At 63.4% G+C, this 18,935-nt stretch carries 12 protein-coding genes; 8 read left to right on the top strand and 4 right to left on the bottom strand.

The annotated features are described in order from the left end of the window. Entirely contained in the window at nt 1-4,278 is a 4,278-nt protein-coding gene (locus GM658_RS15650; RefSeq protein ID WP_155454985.1) for a response regulator, read from the top strand. Between the two features lies 1 nt (nt 4,279). Next, nucleotides 4,280-5,428 (top strand): response regulator, encoded by a 1,149-nt coding sequence (locus tag GM658_RS15645; RefSeq protein ID WP_155454984.1) that lies wholly within the window; start codon nt 4,280-4,282, stop codon nt 5,426-5,428. Nucleotides 5,429-5,463: 35 nt separating this feature from the next. Here GM658_RS15645 and GM658_RS15640 read toward each other — a convergent pair whose 3' ends face one another. Then, complete coding sequence (locus GM658_RS15640) at nt 5,464-6,474, bottom strand: sulfate ABC transporter substrate-binding protein (protein WP_155454983.1); 1,011 nt, start codon at nt 6,472-6,474, stop codon at nt 5,464-5,466. 160 nt (nt 6,475-6,634) lie between these two features. Here GM658_RS15640 and GM658_RS15635 point away from each other — a divergent pair, with 160 nt between their 5' ends. The 5 genes from GM658_RS15635 (at nt 6,635) to GM658_RS15615 (ending at nt 13,994) form a co-directional block, all read left to right on the top strand. After that, nucleotides 6,635-7,153 carry a GNAT family N-acetyltransferase gene (locus GM658_RS15635; RefSeq protein WP_155454982.1) on the top strand — a complete coding sequence of 173 codons (519 nt, stop codon included), beginning with the start codon at nt 6,635-6,637 and terminating at the stop codon, nt 7,151-7,153. Between the two features lie 47 nt (nt 7,154-7,200). Continuing rightward, the gene (locus GM658_RS15630) at nt 7,201-7,935 is read left to right on the top strand and encodes a ThuA domain-containing protein (protein WP_155454981.1); all 735 of its coding nucleotides are present in this window, start codon (nt 7,201-7,203) and stop codon (nt 7,933-7,935) included. 50 nt (nt 7,936-7,985) lie between these two features. Then, nucleotides 7,986-10,901, top strand: coding sequence for a ligand-binding sensor domain-containing diguanylate cyclase (locus tag GM658_RS15625; RefSeq protein WP_170298834.1), 2,916 nt, complete (start codon nt 7,986-7,988; stop codon nt 10,899-10,901). Between the two features lie 71 nt (nt 10,902-10,972). Beyond that, the gene (locus GM658_RS15620; RefSeq protein ID WP_155454979.1) at nt 10,973-12,466 is read left to right on the top strand and encodes an ATPase domain-containing protein; all 1,494 of its coding nucleotides are present in this window, start codon (nt 10,973-10,975) and stop codon (nt 12,464-12,466) included. Then, nucleotides 12,459-13,994, top strand: coding sequence for a hybrid sensor histidine kinase/response regulator (locus tag GM658_RS15615; protein WP_155454978.1), 1,536 nt, complete (start codon nt 12,459-12,461; stop codon nt 13,992-13,994). Before GM658_RS15620 ends, GM658_RS15615 begins: the two co-directional genes overlap by 8 nt. Nucleotides 13,995-14,003: 9 nt before the next feature. On the opposite strand, the gene GM658_RS15610 is transcribed toward GM658_RS15615, so the two are convergent. Together GM658_RS15610 and GM658_RS15605 are read right to left on the bottom strand one after the other, a co-directional pair. Then, nucleotides 14,004-14,225, bottom strand: coding sequence for a tautomerase family protein (locus GM658_RS15610; protein ID WP_155454977.1), 222 nt, complete (start codon nt 14,223-14,225; stop codon nt 14,004-14,006). After that, nucleotides 14,213-15,577: an MFS transporter gene (locus GM658_RS15605; protein WP_155454976.1), complete on the bottom strand. Its 1,365-nt coding sequence runs from the start codon at nt 15,575-15,577 to the stop codon at nt 14,213-14,215. Before GM658_RS15605 ends, GM658_RS15610 begins: the two co-directional genes overlap by 13 nt. Before the next feature lie 102 nt (nt 15,578-15,679). Between GM658_RS15605 and GM658_RS15600 the strand changes: the two genes are divergently transcribed. Next, entirely contained in the window at nt 15,680-16,540 is an 861-nt protein-coding gene (locus GM658_RS15600; RefSeq protein ID WP_170298833.1) for a LysR family transcriptional regulator, read from the top strand. 103 nt (nt 16,541-16,643) lie between these two features. Here the strand turns inward: GM658_RS15600 and GM658_RS15595 are convergent, their stop codons facing one another. Beyond that, nucleotides 16,644-18,872: an NADP-dependent isocitrate dehydrogenase gene (locus GM658_RS15595; RefSeq protein WP_155454975.1), complete on the bottom strand. Its 2,229-nt coding sequence runs from the start codon at nt 18,870-18,872 to the stop codon at nt 16,644-16,646. Nucleotides 18,873-18,935 lie beyond the last annotated feature (63 nt).

Genomic DNA, 18,935 nt, shown 5'->3' with positions numbered 1-18,935 from the left:
GTGTCGCGCTTACTGACAAGACTGGAAAGACTGGGCCTGAGCTGGAAACTGGCGCTGGGCTTTGGCGGCAGCCTGCTGATCACGCTGGCCTTCGGGCTTCACAACGTCACCACCCAGGCCCGCATGCATGACGAGATCCTGGGGATTTACAAGAATGACCTGCTGGGCATTTCCGACGCCAAGGATGCCTTGATCGCGTTTTCGCAGCGCGGCCGCGCCCTGCGCCAAGCCTTGCTGGCGCACGACAAGGCCGGCCGCGATTATGCGCTGTCGCTGGTCGAAGACTCGCTGGGCAAGCAAAACCGGGCGCTGGAGGAACTGCGGCCGCGCATCATCCGTGAAGAAAACCGCAAGAACCTGGCCGAATTCGAAACCGCCTATGCCGACTATCACCAGCGCGTGGACGAGGCGGTGCGGCTGCTGCGCGCGGGCCAGCTGGAACAGGCGAAGTCCCTGATCGCGGACGAAGCGTTCCAGGAATACGGCATCCGCGCCAACAACGCGTTGACACGCATCGCCGAGATCAAGGAGGACAGTGCGCGTCACCAGATCGAAGAAATGCAGGCGCTGTCGCGCGATGAGAAGCAGCTCACCTATATTTTGCTCGTCTTGAGCCTGGTGCTCGGCGTGTTCTTCAGCATCCTGGTGGGGCGATCGGTGCGCCTGCCGACGGAGCGCTTGCGCAGCGCAGTGCAGCAGCTGGCCAAAGGAAAACTTGGCGCCGAAGTGCCGCTGACCGACTTCCCGAACGAGATCGGCAACCTGGCGCGCTCGGTCAAGGTGCTGCAGGAAGAGGCATGCAAAATGGAGGCGCAGCGCTGGCTCAAGACCCACCTGGCAGCCATTGGCAACGATTTGCAATCGGCAGAAAGTGCGCAGGACCTGGCGGCGCGCACCTTGGCGGCGCTGGCGCCATTGGTGCAGGCCGGCCATGCCGCCTTCTACCTGTTTGACGAAGAGGCGGGCAGCCTGTCGCTGCTGGCCGGCTACGCCATGCGCGGCATGTCGGCCGCCCAGCCGGGATTTTTGCTGGGCGAAGGACTGGTGGGGCAGTGCGCCGCCGAACGCAAGGCCATCGTCATGCGCCAGGCGCCGCCTGGCTACGTGCGTATCGGTTCCGCGTTGGGCGAGGCCGATCCGGCCAGCATTGCCATCGTGCCGGTATTGCGCAATGAGCGCCTGCTGGGCGTGATTGAACTGGCCACGCTGGAACACTACGGCGACCAGGCCCAGGCCCTGCTCGATGGCGCATTGCCGGTCATCGCCATGAATATGGAAATCCTCGCGCGCAACGAACGCACCCGCGTGCTGGAGGAACGCAGCCGCCTCGTGCTGGGCGCGGTCAGCGACGGCATTGTGGGCCTGGACCTTGGCGGGCGCGTCACTTTCGTCAATCCGGCCGCCCCGGCCTTGCTTGGCTGCCAGGAAGGGGAACTGGTGGGCGCGGCCTGGGACCAAGACGAAGGGCAGCTGAAGCGCAAGGACGGCAGCACCTTCCCGGTCGACCTTTCGGAACGGCCGATGTACAAGGATGGCGCGCAGGTGGGTTCGGTGGTGGTGTTCCGCGACATCACGGAACGCAAACGGCTGGAAGAGGAAATCCAGCGCACCAACTTCCTGGCCGATATTGCGCTGGAGCTCACCGATTGCGGTTACTGGGTGGTTGACTACAGCGACCCCGATTACTACACCATGTCCGAGCGCGCCTGGCGGCTGCTGGGCGAGCCGCCGCGCCCGGACAGCCGTTATCACCTGCAGGACGAATGGTTTGCGCGGCTGGTGGAAGCCGATCCCGAAGGCGCACTGCGCACCGCTGCGCGCGTGCAGGGTGCGATTGACGGCACCTTCGACAAGTTCGATGCGGTGTATGCCTACAAGCGGCCGCTGGACGGCCGCATCATCTGGCTGCATGCCGTGGGCAAGGTGGTGCGCGATGAGCAGGATGGCGGCGCGCGCTTCATGTATGGCGTCTACCAGGACATCACGTCGCAGAAGGCTGCGGAAGACGAACTGCGGGTGGCAAAGGAACAGGCGCAGGCCGCCACCCGCGCCAAGAGCGACTTCCTGGCCAATATGAGCCACGAAATCCGCACGCCGATGAATGCCATCATCGGCATGTCGCACCTGGCGCTGCAGACCGACCTCGATAAGCGCCAGCGCAACTATGTGGAGAAGGTGCAGCGCGCAGGAGAAAACCTGCTCGGCATCATCAACGACATTCTCGACTTCTCCAAAATCGAGGCTGGCAAGATGACGGTGGAACAGGTCGAGTTCGACCTGGACGACGTGCTGGACAACCTCGCCAACCTGATCGGCTTCAAGGCCGAAGACAAAGGACTGGAGCTGCTGTTTCAGGTGGCGCCGGACTTGCCGACCGGCCTGGTGGGCGATCCGCTGCGCATCGGGCAGGTGCTGGTCAACCTTGCCAATAATGCGGTCAAATTCACCGACCATGGCGAAGTGGTGGTCGGCATCGAGCAGGTGTCCACCAGTGCGGAAGGCATCGAGCTGCATTTCTGGGTGCGCGACTCGGGCATCGGCATGACCGAGGCCCAGAGCGCAAAACTGTTCCAGTCCTTCAGCCAGGCCGACGCTTCCACCACCCGCAAATACGGCGGCACCGGGCTGGGGCTGGTGATCTGCAAGAACCTGCTGGAACTGATGGGCGGCCGCATCTGGGTCGAGAGCGAAGTAGGCAAAGGATCCACCTTCCACTTCACGGCGCGTTTCGGATTGCAGGCAAACCCCAAGGCGCGCCGCATGTTCCGCGCCGACGAACTGCTCGGCCTGCGCGTGCTGGTGGTGGACGACAACGCGTCTGCGCGCGAAATCCTGTCCACCATTGCCCGCAGCTTCGGCCTGGAAGTGGACGTGGCATTCAGCGGCCAGCAGGCGCTCGACATGCTGGCGCGCTCCGAAAAGCAAACCTTGCCTTATGACCTGGTCCTGCTGGACTGGAAGATGCCGTCGATGGATGGGGTGGAAACCGTGCACCGATTGCAATCGGGCCAGGGGGGAGCGCTGCCCGCGGTGATCATGGTGACTGCATACGGCCGCGAAGAGGCGCTGGCCAGCGCCAGCGACCGCCACGTCCAGCTCAAGTCCGTGCTGACCAAGCCGGTCACGCCATCGGCCCTGCTGGAAGCGGTGGGCGAAGCGTTAGGCAAAGGCGTACTGGTCGACAGTCGCCGTGCAGTGGAACGCGACCTGCATCAGGGGGAGATCATGTCGCGGCTTGCAGGCACGCGCGTGCTGCTGGTGGAAGACAATGAGATGAACCAGGAGCTGGCGATCGATCTGCTGGGCAAGGCAGGCATTGAGGCCGTGCTGGCCAATCATGGACAGGAGGCGCTGGACATCCTTGCGCGCGACACGCGCTTCGACGGCGTGCTGATGGACTGCCAGATGCCTGTGATGGATGGGTTCCAGGCTTCACGCGAAATCCGGCGCAATCCCGCCTTCGATCAATTGCCCATCATCGCCATGACCGCAAATGCGATGGCCGGCGATCGCGACAAGGTGCTGGCCGCCGGCATGCAGGATCACATCGCCAAGCCGGTCAACGTGGTCGAAATGTACGCCACGCTCGCGCGCTGGCTGCGGCCAGCCGCGGGCGAAGCGCGGACCATCCAGCCCCAGCCGCTTAACGCAAAGGGCGGCGGCAACGCCAACGGCAAGCCCGCTGCGCTGCCTGCGCTGCCGATGGTCGACGTGCGTTCCGGCCTGGCAACCGCGATGGGCGACGACAAGCTGTATCGCCGCCTGCTGGCCAAGTTCCGTGACGGCCAGCAGGATTTCGCCGCCATGTTCGTGCAATCGCTGGGTGGCGGCGACGCCACGGCGCCGGAGCGCCTGGCGCACACGCTGAAAGGCACGGCGGGCAATATCGGCGCGCGCAGCGTGCAGCAAGCGGCGCAGGAACTGGAGCAGGCTTGCCAGCAAGGCGCCGCACGCGAAGTGCTGGAAGGCCTGCTTGCCAGCGTGCTGGCGGAACTGGACCCACTGCTGGTGGCCTTGCGCGCCATCGATTCCGCAGGACCCGCCGCAGTGGCGCATCCCGAACTGGTGCCGGTGGCGGCGGCGCCCATGGAGCGCTTGCGCCACCTGCTGGCCGACAGCGACTCCGAGGCCGCCGACCTGTGGGAAGGGCATTTGGACCAATTCAAGGCCGCCTTGCCTGACCACTGGCGCCGCATCGCGAACGGATTAGGTAACCTGGACCTGGAAGCCGCCCTGGCGGCGCTGGACGAAGCAATGGCAAGCCTGGAGGGTAAGTAAGATGGAGCTGGAACTGATCGCGAAGAAAACCGTGCTGCTGGTCGACGACTCGCCCGACAACCTGGTGCTGATGAACGACCTGCTGAAAGACCTGTACAAGGTGAAGGTGGCCAACAGCGGCGAGAAGGCGCTGCGCATCGCCACCACCGGCGAGCCGCCCGACGTGGTGCTGCTGGACGTGATGATGCCCGAAATGGACGGCTACGAAGTATGCCGCCGCCTGAAAGCCAATCCCGCTACGCGCGACATCCCGATCATCTTCCTGACTGCAAAGACCGAAGTGGAAGATGAAAAGCTGGGCCTGGACCTGGGAGCGGTCGACTACATCACCAAACCAATCAGCCCGCCCATCACGCTGGCGCGCGTGCGCAACCACCTGATGCTGAAGGAGCACGCCGACTTCCTGCGCGACAAAAACCAATTCCTGGAGACGGAAGTGGAAGCGCGCACGCGCGAAGTGGTGGCGATCCAGGACGTCACCATTCTTGCCATGGCATCGATGGCGGAGACGCGCGATTCCGAAACGGGCAACCATATCCGCCGCACCCAGTTCTATGTGAAAGCGCTGGCCGGAAAGCTGAAGGAGCATCCGCGCTTCAGCGCCGTGCTGACGGACAGCTTCATCAACCTGCTGTTCAAATCCGCTCCGCTGCACGATATAGGCAAGGTCGGCATCCCGGACCGCATCCTGCTGAAACCGGGCCGCTTCGAGCCGCACGAATTCGAGATCATGAAGAGTCACACCACGCTGGGCCGGGCCGCCATCGAACATGCGGAGCGTGCGCTGGGCATGACCATGCCTTTCCTGTCGATCGCCAAGGAGATCGCCTATTCGCACCAGGAGAAATGGGATGGCTCAGGCTATCCGGAAGGGCTGGCCGGAGAGGAGATCCCCTTGTCGGCCCGCATGATGGCAGTGGCTGACGTGTACGACGCGCTGATCAGCCGCCGCGTCTACAAGGACGGCATGCCGCACGAGAAAGCGGTGCAGATCCTGATTGAAGGCAAAGGCAGGCACTTTGATCCCGACATGATCGATGCCTTCATTGAACTGCAGGATGAATTCAGGGCCATCGCGGCGCGCTTCCACGATACCGACCATGACATGGTGGAGAAGAAGGCGCAGATAGAGCACATTAACGGGAAATAGACGGGGCGCGGGCGCTGCGCCCCGGATGGCAGGGCTTACTTGGAACTGTAAATCTTGTCGAATTCGCCGCCGTCGTCGAAGTGCTTCTTCTGCGCGGCGCGCCAGCCGCCGAACACTTCATCCACGGTGAACAGCGAGATCGGCTTGAAGTTGGCCGAGTATTTCTTGAACACGGCCTCCGAACGAGGGCGCAGGTAGTGCTTGGCGATGATTTCCTGGCCTGCATCGGAGTACAGGAAGTTCAGGTAGGCTGTGGCTTCCTTGCGGAGGTTCTTCTTGTCCACCACCTTGTCGACCACGGCCACTGGCGACTCCGCCAGGATCGAGGAGGAAGGATAGACCACCTCGAAGTTGTCGCCGAATTCGGCGCGCACCAGGTTCACCTCATTCTCGAAGGTCACCAGCACATCGCCGATCTGGCGCTGGGTGAAGGTGGTGGTGGCTGCACGGCCGCCCGCATCCAGGATAGGCACATTCTTGAAGATCTTGCCCACCAGTTCGCGCGCCTGCGCTTCCGTGCCGCCTTTTTTCAGCACCGAGCCCCAGGCTGCCAGGTAGGTGTAGCGGCCATTGCCGGCTGTCTTCGGGTTCGGGATGACAACCTCCACGCCAGGCTTGGCCAGGTCGGCCCAGTCCTTGATGCCCTTGGGATTACCCTTGCGCACCAGGTAGACCATGGTGGAGTAGGAAGGCGCCGCATTGTTCGGGAATTTCTTGGCCCAATCCTGCGCCACCAGGCCGCGGTCGGCCAGCATGTCGATGTCATTGGCCTGGTTCATGGTGACGACGGATGCTTCCAGGCCGTCGGCCACGGCGCGCGCCTGCTTGGAGGAGCCGCCGTGCGATTGTTTGATCACGACATCGGTGCCGGTGCTTTTCTTGTAGGCTGCGGCGAAGGCCGGGTTGATGTCTTTATACAGTTCACGTGCCACGTCATAAGACACGTTCAGCAAGGTCACCTCGCCAGCCGATGCGGCCGGGGCGAAAGAAAGCGTTGCTGCTGCCAGTGCGGCGCCGAGTGCAAATGCGAATTTGTTATAAGTCATGGCGTTCTCTATTGTTAAATCAGATAAGCATGGTCTAGAATCTCGCGCCGAAAAGAAACTACTTATTCGTTATAAGCTTAGACCGGGCCAGCCCGCACCGTCCCGAACGGGGATTTTGCCGCTGGTGTATAGTCGGGATATTGAATACCTGTGAACACGCATGAGTTTTGAGATTCGCCGCGCGGAAGCGAAAGACGCCACGGCTGCCTGTGAGGTGCTGCGACGCTCCATCGCTGAATGTTGTGTGCTTGACCACAAAAATGATCCCGCCATCCTGGACGCCTGGCTTGGCAACAAGACGCCGGAGACGGTAGCGTCCTGGTTTGCATCGCCCACCAACTACTCGCTGGTCGCAGTGGAGGAGGGCGTTGTCGTCGGCGTTGCGCTGTTGACGGCCGCCGGCAAGCTCGCCCTCTGCTATCTCCTGCCGGAAGTGCGCCAGCGCGGCGCCGGCAAGGCCTTGCTGGCCTGTGTCGAGCAGCAGGCCTGCAGCTGGGGCGTCAAGGCCCTGCAGCTGCATAGCACCGCCACCGGCGAAGAATTCTTCGCCCGCCAGGGCTATCTCCGCGCCGGCAACGTGCGCTCTCCCTACGGTGTCGACACGGTCTTCTTCTGGAAGCAGCTCGATGGTACGGTCTGCGACGCCAGCAAACCTAAACGCTTCTGCGGCTGCAACTGACTAGGCAGCGGACCCGGGTCGTGGTAGCGTTATCGTCCATGAAGGCGATGACTTCCCGTTTTGCGCTGGTGTTGGCTACGCTCTGCAGCGGCGCGCAGGCTGCACAATTCAATGTGCTGGTCTTTTCAAAGACTGCTGGCTGGCGCCACGATGCCATTCCCGCCGCCGTGAAGGCAATCGAGGAACTGGGCAGGCAGCACGATTTCAACGTGGTGGCGACGGAAGACGCCGGCGCGGCCTTCAATGACCAGGAACTCAGCAAATACCAGGCTGTTGTCTTCCTGCTGACGACCGGCGACATCCTCAACGCGCAGCAGAAAGCCGCCTTTGAGCGCTACATCCACGCCGGCGGCGGCTATGTCGGCGTGCATAGCGCATCCGACACCGAATATGGCTGGCCGTGGTATGCAAAGCTGGTCGGGCATATGTTTGAGCAGCATCCCGCTATCCAGACGGCAGTGCTGAAAGTGGAAGACCGCAACTTCCCGGGCATGGATGGCTTCGCGAAGCGCACCTTGGTGACGGACGAGTGGTACAACTTCCATCCCGCCGCAAGCAAGCTCAACTACCTACTGACGGTGGACGAAACAAGTTACCAGCCCGGACCAAAAGGAATGGGCACCTTCCATCCAGTCAGCTGGTACCACGACTTCGAAAACGGCCGTGCCTTCTATACCGCGCTGGGCCACCTGCCGGCAAGCTATGGCGACGCGCTGCTGCGCCGCCACCTGTTTGGCGGGATGTATTGGGCCGCAACGGGAAAGGGATTCAGGGCTGAATAATTTCAGCTGGGCTATACTTGCTCTTTTGTAAATTGGAGAGCAGTTTGCGCATGTTCCGCCTGGCCGCCGCATGCCTCACGTTCTGGGCCCTCGCGTGCCGGGCCGCCGCACCGGAACCGGTGCAGGACCTGGGCGCCTACCAGTACCGCAGCTGGGCGCTGGAGCAGGGCTTGCCGCACATGGCCGTGCATGGCATCCGCCGCGACGCCAGCGGCGCGCTGTGGGTCGGCACCGAACAGGGACTGGTGCGCAGCTATGGCAGCGAGTTCGAAATTTTCGGCAGCAAGGATACGCCAGCGCTTGGCGCCAACTGGATCCGCGCACTGGAGCCGGCGGGCTCGCGGCTCTACATCGCCACCCAAAAAAACCTGGCATGGTGGGACGGCCAGCGCTTCAGCGCTATTCCCGGCAGTGAAACGCTTGGCACCTTGCGCGGCATGGCCGTCGACCCGGCCGGCAAATTGTGGATCCTGGCCGACCGCCTGAGCTGCTGGGACGGCACGCAGCTTCACAGCTACGCCGACCTGCCAGGCGTATTTACGGCGCTGGGCCTGGCCGGCGGCACGCCAACCCTGGCCGACAACGATGGACGCCTGTGGACCCTGCGCGATGGCAAACTGCTCGCGCTGCCGCTGCGCATGCCCGCCGCGGACATGCAGGTCAAGCAGCTGTTATGGCGCAAAGGCCAATGGTGGCTGGGCACGACCAGGGGATTGTGGCGCTGGACTCCCGAATCAGGTGAACAGGCAACGCAGGTGGGCGCCGGCGGCGAACCGGTCGACCAGCTCAGCGTCGACAACGCGGGCCGCGTCTGGGTGCTGGCCGGCAGCGGCCTCAAAGTATTCGACGGCGCGCGCGAAGTCGCTGCCCTGGCGCCGGGTGCGTTGTCCGCACAAGGCACCGCCCGCGCGCTGCTGGCCGAAAGCCTGGACGACTTCTGGGTCGGCAGCATGAGCGTCGGCCTGCGCCACTACTGGAATGCGCCCACCCGCGCCCTGCAGCAGGAGGCAGGCGGCAAGCCTTTGCAGACATGGTCCTACGTACCGACCAGCCAGGGCCTGCTGGTCGGCACCGACCAGGGCATCTGGCGCACCGACGGCGAACGCATGGCGCCCTTTTACCAGGGCAAGGAACTGCAGAACGAACTCGCTTACTCCATGCTGGAAGACCGCCAGCAACGGCTGTGGATCGGCACCCGGCACGGCTTGATGAGCAGGCAGGATGGGCGTATCCGCAGCGTTCCCCAGCTCGATGGCATCCAGGTCAATACCATGCTCCAGCGCGCGGACGGCCGTTTGTTCGCCGGCACGACGCAGGGCCTGTATGTGGTCGACCCGGACAGGCGCGAAGCGGTGCGCCTGTTCCGTGAACAATTGCCCGGCACTGTCAGCAGCTTCATGGAGGCCGGCGACGGTAGCCTGTGGATCGGCGGCGCGAATGGATTGTGGCGCATGCAAGGCAGCCGGCTGCAGCCAAAAGACGAAGCAGAACTGGGCCAGGCGCTGGTCATGGCCCTGGCGCCGCTGGGCAAGGACGGTGTCCTGGTCGGCACCTACCAGCACGGCATACATGCCATCGACAGCACGGGCCACCGGCGCTGGATGCAGAAAGACGGCCTGCCTTCCGACGGCGTAGGCTCGATCAACCTGCACGAAGGCTGGTACTGGGTGACGTATTTCGATGGCATCTACCGCTTCCGGGTGCCGCAGGGCTCCGCAGCGCCCGAGGTGCAGTTGCTGCACGTCGATCCGGGCAACGCGCCGGGACGCAACCGCATCCGCTGCTGCAACGGCATGGGCCGCGACAAAGGCTATCTCGCCGTGCCCTACCTGTGGGCCGCCAGCCTGGCGGGGGCGGTGCGCACCAGGCTTGACGTGCCGCCGCCGTCGCAACCGCAGGTCGTGCTGCGCAAGTTGCTGCAGGACGATGCCGCGCGCGAACTGGAAGTCGGCTTTGAAGGCGTCGAATTCCGCGAGCCGGAACTGCTGCAATACCGCTACCGCCTGTCCCCGTTCCAGAAGGACTGGAAGCTGACTGGCAGGCGCCGCACGGCCTATTTCACCAATCTGCCTTCGGGCGAAATGCAATTCGAGGCGCAAGCCAGCTGGGATGGCCAGCATTGGGGCGAGGCGGCTGCAACGACGGTGCGCTTTGCCCCGGCCTGGCACGAACGCTGGCCGGTGCGTATTGCCATCTTGCTGCTGGCAGGGCTGGCCGTGTACGGCGCCATGCATTGGCGCCTGCGCCGCATCCGTAACAATAGCGCGCGCTTGCAGCGCGAGGTCGATCGCCATACCGCTGCGCTGCGCAAGGCCAATGCTGAGCTGGAAAGCCTGAACCGCTCGCTGGAAGAAGCCAGCCTGACCGATCCCCTGACCGGATTGCACAACCGCCGCTTCGTGCAGCAGGAGTTGCCGGGACTGCTGGCGCGGCTGCGGCGCCGGCGCGCCGTCGAAGGGGCGACCGACATGCTGGCGGTATTGCTGGTCGACTTCGACCATTTCAAGCAGATCAACGACAGTTTCGGCCACGCTGCCGGCGACGCGGTGCTGCGCGGCGCGGCCAACGCGCTGCGCCGCGAAGTGCGCGGCGAAGAACATGCTGCGCGCTGGGGCGGCGAAGAGTTCCTGCTGCTGGTGAATGCCGCCAGTAAAGGTGAATTGTGGACGCTGGCGCATCGCGTGCATGCGGCCCTGGCGCTGCACGCCGGCAGCACCGTAGCAGGCCCGGTAACCGCTTCGGTGGGCATCGCCACGCTGCCGATTGGCGATGAAGCGCTGGACGAACGAGCCTTTGACAAGGCGCTGAAGCTCGCCGATTACGCGTTGTATGTCGTCAAGTCCGATGGCCGCAACGGCAGTGCGCTGGCCGAACCGGAAGCTGGCCTGATATGGCCGGAAGGGGCGGGCGCCGGCCTGCTGAAAGAGTGGCACGCACAGGGCCGTTTGCGTATTGAGCGTGGCTGATTCAAACGAACAATGCCTATCGGACATTCCTGCTAGAGTGTCTTATCGACAATCTCCGCGCAGGACCGATCATGCTCCAGCCGCAGAACAACCAGACCGATACCTTCATCTCGACTGGCGTCGCCGGGCTTGATGCGATCCTGGCCGGCGGTTTGACCAAGGACCGGCTCTACTTGCTGGAAGGCGACCCGGGCACCGGCAAGACCACCATGGCCCTGCAATTCCTGGTCGAGGGGGCCCGGCAGGGCGAGCCCGTCCTCTACATCACCCTGGCGGAGAATGAAGTCGAGTTGCGTGCTGTGGCGCGCTCGCACGGCTTGCCGATGGACGGGATTACCGTGCACGAAATTATCCCGGCGGAGAGCGTACTCGACCCGGACGAGCAATACACGGTGTTCCATCCCTCGGAGGTCGAGCTGGGCGAAACCAACCGGCATATCCTGTCGCAGATCGACAAACTCAGCCCAAGCCGCGTCGTGCTCGATTCGCTGTCGGAACTACAGTTGCTGGCGGGCAGCGCCTTGCGCTATCGCCGGCATGTGCTCGCACTCAAGCAGTACTTCGCCAAGCGCGCGTGTACAGCGCTCTTCCTGGACGATAAGACGGCGGTCGGCGGTGACCAGCAGGTGCGCAGCATTGCGCACGGCGTGATCTCGCTGCAGCAGCAAGAATCGGGCTACGGCGCAGAGCGCCGCGTGTTGCGCGTGCTGAAATACCGCGGCATCGATTACCGGCGCGGGCCGCATGACTATGTGATCATTTCCGGCGGGGCGGTGGCCTATCCACGCATCGTGGCTGCGGAATCGCGAGAGATCGTCGTCCGCCAGCAAGTGCCCAGCGGGCTGGCAGCGCTGGACGCACTGCTGGGCGGCGGCATCGAAGAGGGCTCCAGCACCCTGATTTCAGGACCGCCCGGGACCGGCAAGTCCAGCCTCGCCGCACAATTCGTCAAGGCGGTCACGGCGCGCGGCGAGAAAGCCGCCATGTTCGTGTTTGAAGAGGCACTGAATACCTTGCTGAACCGGGCCGACGGCATCGGCATGAGCCTGCGCCAGCCGCTGGCCGACGGCCTGCTGACCGTGGCCCAGATCGACCCGGCCGAACTGTCGCCGGGACAGTTCTCGCACGCCGTCTGCAGGGCGGCCGACGAGGGAGCCAAAGTCATCGTGATCGACAGCCTGAATGGCTACCTGAATGCGATGCCGGAGGCGCGCTTCCTCACCACCCATTTGCGCGAGGTGCTGACCTACCTTGGCCAGCGCGGCGTGGCGACATTCCTGGTCGGCGTACAGCAAGGCATCATCGGCCAGATGGGCAGCACAGTCGATGTCAGCTACCTGGCCGACAATGTGCTGGTGCTGCGCTATTACGAAGCCAGCGGCGCGGTGCACAAGGCTCTGTCGGTGTTCAAAAAGCGCGGCAGCGAGCATGAGACCACGCTGCGTGCGTTCGACATTACGCGCCACGGGATCAAGGTGGGGCCGGTGCTGGCCGACTTCCGCGGCATCCTGACCGGCGTCCCTGTCCGTTTCGGCGAGGCGAGGGACGAAACAAGACATGAATGACCTGGAACAGCGTATCGTCATCTTTGCCCCGGTGGGCAAGGACGCGCGCCTGATCCGGCAGGTATTGGAAGGCGCCAACCTCGATTGCCACGTGTGTCCTGAACTGGGCGACGTTGTCGTTGGACTGGCGCAAGGCGCTGCGGCGCTGTTTGTCATTGAAGAAGCGTTCAACGCCGAGTTCCTGCATGAGCTTACCGAATACCTGGCCGCACAGCCGGCATGGTCGGATTTGCCCGTGCTGGTGCTGAGCAGGGAAGGGCTGGACTCGCCGGGCATCCAGAAGATTTTCGAAGCGGTGGGCAATGCCACGCTGCTGGAGCGGCCGGTGCGGCGCGCCACCCTGGTCAGCGCCGCGCTGTCTGCACGGCGCGCCCGGCGCCGCCAGTACGAGATGCGCGAAGTCGACCGCCGCAAGGATGAGTTCCTGGCCATCCTGGGCCATGAATTGCGCAATCCGCTGGCGCCGATCCGCACCGCAGTGGACGTATTAAATACCATGCAGGATAGTTCGCCCAAAGTGCGCGAGATCGCCCTGGTCGTCGAGCGCCAGGTCAAGCACCTGACGCGCCTGGTGGACGACCTGCTCGACGTGGCGCGCATCACGAATGACAAGGTGGCGCTCAAACGCGAGTGGGTCACCGTCGACACGGTACTGCAGCATGCGGTGGAGATTTGCCGGCCGCAGATGACAGCCGGCGGACATGCGCTGGACTTGCGCCAGCCCGCCGGCAGCGTGCTGTTGTCCGGCGACCGGGCGCGACTGGTCCAGAGCCTGGCCAATGTGCTGGGCAACGCAGTCAAGTTCTCCCCGAAAGGGGCCACCATCCATCTGCGTGCCGAGGTTCAGGACAAGGACATCGTGTTTACTGTGCGCGACCACGGCGCAGGCCTGGAGCCGGAAGCTTGCTCGCGCATTTTCGACCTGTTCGTACAGGGGCAGGCGGGGCGCTCGCACGCCCTTGGAGGCCTCGGTATTGGCCTCAGCCTGGCGCAGCGCTTCACGAGCATGCACGGAGGGACGGTGCAAGTGCGCAGCGAGGGCCGTGGCAAGGGTTGCGAGTTCGTGCTGCGCATGCCGATCGTGGTGGCGGAGCGCCGCAGCCGCGATCGGGCGGCTGCCAACCGTGCAAGCCCACGGCTCGCGGAACAGGTCCGCATCATGGTCGTCGATGATAATGTGGACGGCGCCGACATGCTGCAGGTAATGCTTGAAATGGACGGCTATCTGGTGTCGAAGGCAAACACAGGGCAGGGCGCGATTGCCCTGTCCCAGAGCATCCACCCGCACGCCGTCCTGATGGACATCGGCCTGCCTGATATGCAGGGCTATGAGGCGGCGCGCCGCATCCGCGAGCTTCCTGGCGGCGAGGACATCGTGTTTATCGCCATGACAGGCTGGGGGCACGAGGAAGCGCGCCGGCACGCCGCTGGCGCTGGAATGCAGCACTACCTCGTCAAGCCCGTGGATTTGACCGTGCTGCGTCAATACCTCGCCCAAATCCGCGAGCGCGCGCTGCTGCGCGCCTGAACTCCTGGCTCAGCCGGCTTTCGCCTTGGCGGCGGCGTTGGCGCGCAACGTCGTCACATTGTCGTAGCCGATGCCCCAGTTGTCGGTTTCCACTTCGTCGATGATGACGAAGGTGGTGGCCGGGTTCTTGTTCAGCACACGCTGCAGCAATTCGGTCGCGCCCTTGATCAGTTCCAGTTTCTGTTCAGCGGTTACGCCTTCTTTGGTCACGCGGATATTTACGTACGGCATAGTGAAGCTCCTTTGCTTGGAAGTGGGTGTTTGATGCAGCGCCAGGCCAGCAGGGCGCCCAGCAGCAGCAATGCGGTAGAAATGGCCAGGGCCAGGCGGATATCGTGCATGGCGCCGAAAATGGCCACGCCCATGGCGCCGCCGACCTGGCGCGCAGTATTCAGTACCGCCGACGCGGTGCCAGCCTGGTTGCGGTCAACGGCGGAAAGAATCGAGGTCGTCATGGCCGGCACAGCAAGGCCCATGCCTGCAGGGATCAGCGCCAGGCCCGGCAGCATCTCGAGGAAAGTGGAATCGTTCGCGACACCCAGGATCCCCAGCAGCGCATAGCCCGACGCCCCGATCAGTCCGCCGACAATCATCGGCGTGCGCGAGCCGAGGCGCGCCTGCATGCGTCCGCTGGCGATATTGGAGAAGATGAAGGTGCCCGTCAGCGGCAGGAACACCAGGCCTGCATGCATGACCGAGAAACCGCGCACTTTCTGCAGGTAGAAGCTGAGGACGAAGATCACGCCGTAATACGCAAAATTGACCAGCACGCCAAACAGCACCGCGCCGGAGAAACCGACGTCGTGGAACAGGCCGAGCGGCAGCATGGGCGCCGCACTGCGCCGCTGGCTGCGCACAAAGAGCACGGCAGCGGCCAGCGCCACCAGCAGTGCGCCCTGCACCAGCGCGCTGCCGATGCCCAGCGCATTGAATTCGATGACGGCGCCGATAAAGGCCGTCAGCGCGATAACGGCAAGCGCCTGGCCCACGACATCAAAGCTGCGTGCCGGATCCTTGCCGCGCAGGGCAGGGACGACGCGCAGCGTGAGCCAGAAGCCCAGCACGCAGATCGGGATATTGACCCAGAAGATGCTGCGCCAGCCGGCAAAGCTCATCAGCAAGCCGCCCAGTACCGGACCGGCCGCGATCGACACACCGCCCGCCGCCGTCCACCAGGCGATTGCCTTGGCCAGTTGCGCCCTGTCGTGGGCATAGGCGGCGTTCAGGATGGCGAGCGAGCTGGGAACCAGCAGCGCCGCACCGACGCCTTGCACGGCCCGCGCCAGATTCAGTGCCAAGGCTCCGGGCGCCATCGCGCAAGCCAGGGAGGCCAGCGTGAACAGCGCAAAACCGGCGAGGAATACCCAGCGCGCGCCAAAACGGTCGCCCAAAACGCCCGCCGACAACAGGAACACGGCAAAGCCCAGCGTGTAGGCATCGACCACCCACTGCAGAGCACTCACGCTGGCGCCCAGTTCGCGGCCGATTTCCGGCAGCGCCACGTTGACGATGGTGACGTCGAGCTGGACGATGATGAAGGCGAAGCTGGCGGCTAACAGGACGGCGGGTGACGGCTTGTTCATGGCAAAACTCCCATTTGTTACCTTGAACTATAAACCCCTTCCTGTATCAATAAAAATGAATAATAATGAACTGAGCTATCTCAAATAGAGAACGGAATCATCGTGGAACTCTCCTCCCTGCGCATTTTCAAGACAGTGGCCGAAGAAGGCAGCGTGACCCAGGCCGCGGCCCGCCTGAACCGGGTGCAATCGAACGTCTCGGCGCGGCTTAACCAGTTGGAAGAATCGCTGGGCGTGACCCTGTTCAACCGCTCGGGGCGGCGCATGCTGATCACGGCGGAGGGCAGCCGCCTGCTGGAATATGCCGACCGCCTGCTGCGCCTGGCGGATGAAGCACAGATGTCGGTGCGGGGAGAGCAGGAGCCCTCCGGCCAATTGCGCATCGGCTCCATGGAAACCACGGCTGCCGCGCGCCTGCCCAGGGTGCTCGGCGCCTACCACCGCCAATACCCGCAAGTCGACCTGGTGCTCGACACCGGGCCGACCGATTACCTGATCCAGCAAGTGCTGAACCACAAGGTCGACCTGGCGCTGGTATCAGCCCCCATCGAACGTCCGGAGCTGGAGCAGGTCCCTGTATTTGTGGAAGAGCTGGTGCTGTTGACCGACGCGCTGCACGGCCCCGTTGAAGGCCCGGCCGACGTCGCCCAGCGCACGCTGCTGGGTTTCCGCAGCGGCTGTTCCTACCGCCGCCGCCTGGAATGGTGGTTTGCCGACGCCGGCGTGCCGCACGCCCGGGTAGCCGAATTCGGCACCTTTGAAGCCATCATCGGCTGCGTCGCCGCCGGGATGGGCGTCGCGATGATGCCGCGCGAAGTGCTGCGCCAGCGCGGCCTTGGCAAGACCGTGCAATGCCACACCCTGCCGCCCGAAGTGGCTGAGGTCGAGACCATGATGGTCTGGCGCCGCGACATTCCCCACCACGCCGCCCGCGACGCGTTCATCGCCAGCTTCGCTCAATAGCAATAAAAAAGTCGGGGTCAGCTCTGGCAATCGGACATTTCACGCAGCGAAATGTCCGATTGCCAGAGCTGACCCCGACTTTAATAGACGGAGCCAGGGAAGCTTACAGGGCTGCCAGGACTTCGTTGAAGGTGGCGCTTGGACGCATCACAGCGGAGGTCTTGGCGCTGTCCGGCATGTAGTAGCCGCCGATATCGGTCGCGCTGCCTTGCACCGAGTTCAGCTCGGCGACGATCTTGGCTTCGTTCTCGCTCAGTGCTTTCGCTACTGGAGTGAACTTGGCTTTCAGTTCGGCGTCGTCGTTCTGCGCTGCCAGGGCCTGGGCCCAGTACATCGACAGGTAGAAGTGGCTGCCGCGGTTGTCCAGCTCACCGGTGCGTGGCGATGGCGACTTGTTGTTGTCCAGCAGCTTGCCGGTCGCTTCGTCCAGGGTCTTGGCCAGGATCTTGGCTTTGGCGTTGCCGGTCTTGATGCCCAGTTCTTCCAGCGATACGGCCAGTGCCAGGAATTCGCCCAGCGAGTCCCAGCGCAGGTGGTTTTCTTCCACCAGCTGCTTGACGTGCTTCGGTGCGGAGCCGCCGGCGCCGGTTTCGTACATGCCGCCGCCGGCCATCAGCGGAACGATGGACAGCATCTTGGCCGAGGTACCCAGTTCCAGGATCGGGAACAGGTCGGTCAGGTAGTCGCGCAGGATGTTGCCGGTCACCGAGATGGTGTCCAGGCCGCGCGAGACGCGCTCCAGGGTGTAGCGCATGGCGCGCACCTGGGACATGATCTGGATATCCAGGCCGGTGGTGTCGTGGTCTTTCAGGTAGGTCTCGACCTTCTTGATCACTTCCGCTTCGTGCGGACGGTAGGTGTCGAGCCAGAACACGGCAGGCATGCCGGAGTTGCGGGCGCGGGTGACGGCCAGCTTGACCCAGTCGCGGATCGGAGCGTCCTTCACCTGGCACATACGCCAGATGTCGCCCTGTTCCACGTTCTGGGTCAGCAGCACTTCGCCGGTGGCCAGGTCGGTGATGTTGGCGATGCCGGCTTCCGGCACTTCGAAGGTCTTGTCGTGCGAGCCGTATTCTTCGGCTTGCTGCGCCATCAGGCCCACGTTCGGCACGGTGCCCATGGTCTTCGGATCGAAGTTGCCATGCCATTTGCAGAAGTTGATCATCTCCTGGTAAATACGGGCGAAGGTCGACTCAGGCATCACGGCCTTGACGTCGGCGGTGCGGCCATCGGCGCCCCACATCTTGCCGCCGATACGGATCATCGCTGGCATCGACGCGTCGACGATCACGTCGTTCGGCGAGTGGAAATTGGTAATGCCCTTGGCCGAATCGACCATGGCCAGCTTCGGACGGTTTTCCAGGCAGGCGTGCAGGTCTTTCAGGATCTCGTCCTTCTGCGATGCCGGCAGCTTTTCGATCTTCTCGTACAGGTTGGACATGCCGTTGTTCACGTTCACGCCCAGTTCGTCGAACAGCTTGGCGTGCTTCTCGAACGCGTCCTTGTAGAAGATGCGTACGCAGTGGCCGAACACGATCGGGTGCGATACCTTCATCATGGTGGCCTTCACGTGCAGCGAGAACATCACGCCGGTCTTGTAGGCGTCGTCGATCTGCTTTTCGTAGAATTCCAGCAGGGCTTTCTTCGACATGAACATGGAGTCGATGATTTCGCCCGCTTGCAGGGAGACCTTCGGCTTCAGCACGATGGTCTTGCCCGATGGGGTCAGCAGTTCCATCTTGACGTCGCGCGCCTTGTCCAGGGTCATGGACTTTTCGCCGTGGTAGAAGTCGCCATGGTGCATGTGCGACACGTGGGTGCGCGATGCCTGGCTCCATTCGCCCATGGAGTGCGGGTTCTTGCGTGCGTATTCCTTGACGGCCTTTGGCGCGCGGCGATCGGAGTTACCTTCGCGCAGGACCGGGTTCACGGCGGAGCCGATGCACTTGCCGTAGCGGGCCTTCAGTGCTTTTTCTTCTTCGGTCTTGGCGTCTTCCGGATAGTCCGGCAGCTTGTAGCCGCGCGCTTGCAGTTCGCGCACGCAGGCGACCAGCTGGGAAACCGATGCCGAGATATTAGGCAGCTTGATGATGTTGGTGCTTGGGTCCTGGGTCAGGGCGCCCAGTTCGGCCAGGTTGTCCGGCACTTTCTGTTCGTCGGTCAGGCATTCCGGGAAGGCTGCCAGCACGCGGGCGGCAACGGAAATGTCGCTGGTGACGACGTCAACGCCGGCCGGTGCTGCGAATTTCTGCACGATCGGCAGCAGGGAATAAGTCGCCAGCAGTGGCGCTTCGTCGGTAAGGGTGTAGATGATTTTGGACTTGTCAGACATGTTTATTCCCTTGAATGCGGATGAAGTCTTATAGAAGACTAAGCTGAGGCGCATATTGTACGC

It is taken from the genome of Massilia eburnea, assembly GCF_009720745.1.
GTDB lineage: Bacteria > Pseudomonadota > Gammaproteobacteria > Burkholderiales > Burkholderiaceae_D > Rugamonas > Rugamonas eburnea.
Note: the sequence above shows the minus strand (reverse complement) of the source record. Positions and strands in the feature narration are given on the sequence as shown.

Excerpts from the sequence above, each read along its gene's own strand:
- GM658_RS15620 (WP_155454979.1), top strand. The coding sequence starts at position 10,973 with ATGCTCCAGCCGCAGAACAACCAGACCGATACCTTCATCTCGACTGGC.
- GM658_RS15605 (WP_155454976.1), bottom strand. The coding sequence starts at position 15,577 with ATGAACAAGCCGTCACCCGCCGTCCTGTTAGCCGCCAGCTTCGCCTTC.
- GM658_RS15630 (WP_155454981.1), top strand. The coding sequence starts at position 7,201 with ATGACTTCCCGTTTTGCGCTGGTGTTGGCTACGCTCTGCAGCGGCGCG.
- GM658_RS15610 (WP_155454977.1), bottom strand. The coding sequence starts at position 14,225 with ATGCCGTACGTAAATATCCGCGTGACCAAAGAAGGCGTAACCGCTGAA.
- GM658_RS15625 (WP_170298834.1), top strand. The coding sequence starts at position 7,986 with ATGTTCCGCCTGGCCGCCGCATGCCTCACGTTCTGGGCCCTCGCGTGC.
- GM658_RS15635 (WP_155454982.1), top strand. The coding sequence starts at position 6,635 with ATGAGTTTTGAGATTCGCCGCGCGGAAGCGAAAGACGCCACGGCTGCC.
- GM658_RS15640 (WP_155454983.1), bottom strand. The coding sequence starts at position 6,474 with ATGACTTATAACAAATTCGCATTTGCACTCGGCGCCGCACTGGCAGCA.
- GM658_RS15595 (WP_155454975.1), bottom strand. The coding sequence starts at position 18,872 with ATGTCTGACAAGTCCAAAATCATCTACACCCTTACCGACGAAGCGCCA.
- GM658_RS15615 (WP_155454978.1), top strand. The coding sequence starts at position 12,459 with ATGAATGACCTGGAACAGCGTATCGTCATCTTTGCCCCGGTGGGCAAG.
- GM658_RS15645 (WP_155454984.1), top strand. The coding sequence starts at position 4,280 with ATGGAGCTGGAACTGATCGCGAAGAAAACCGTGCTGCTGGTCGACGAC.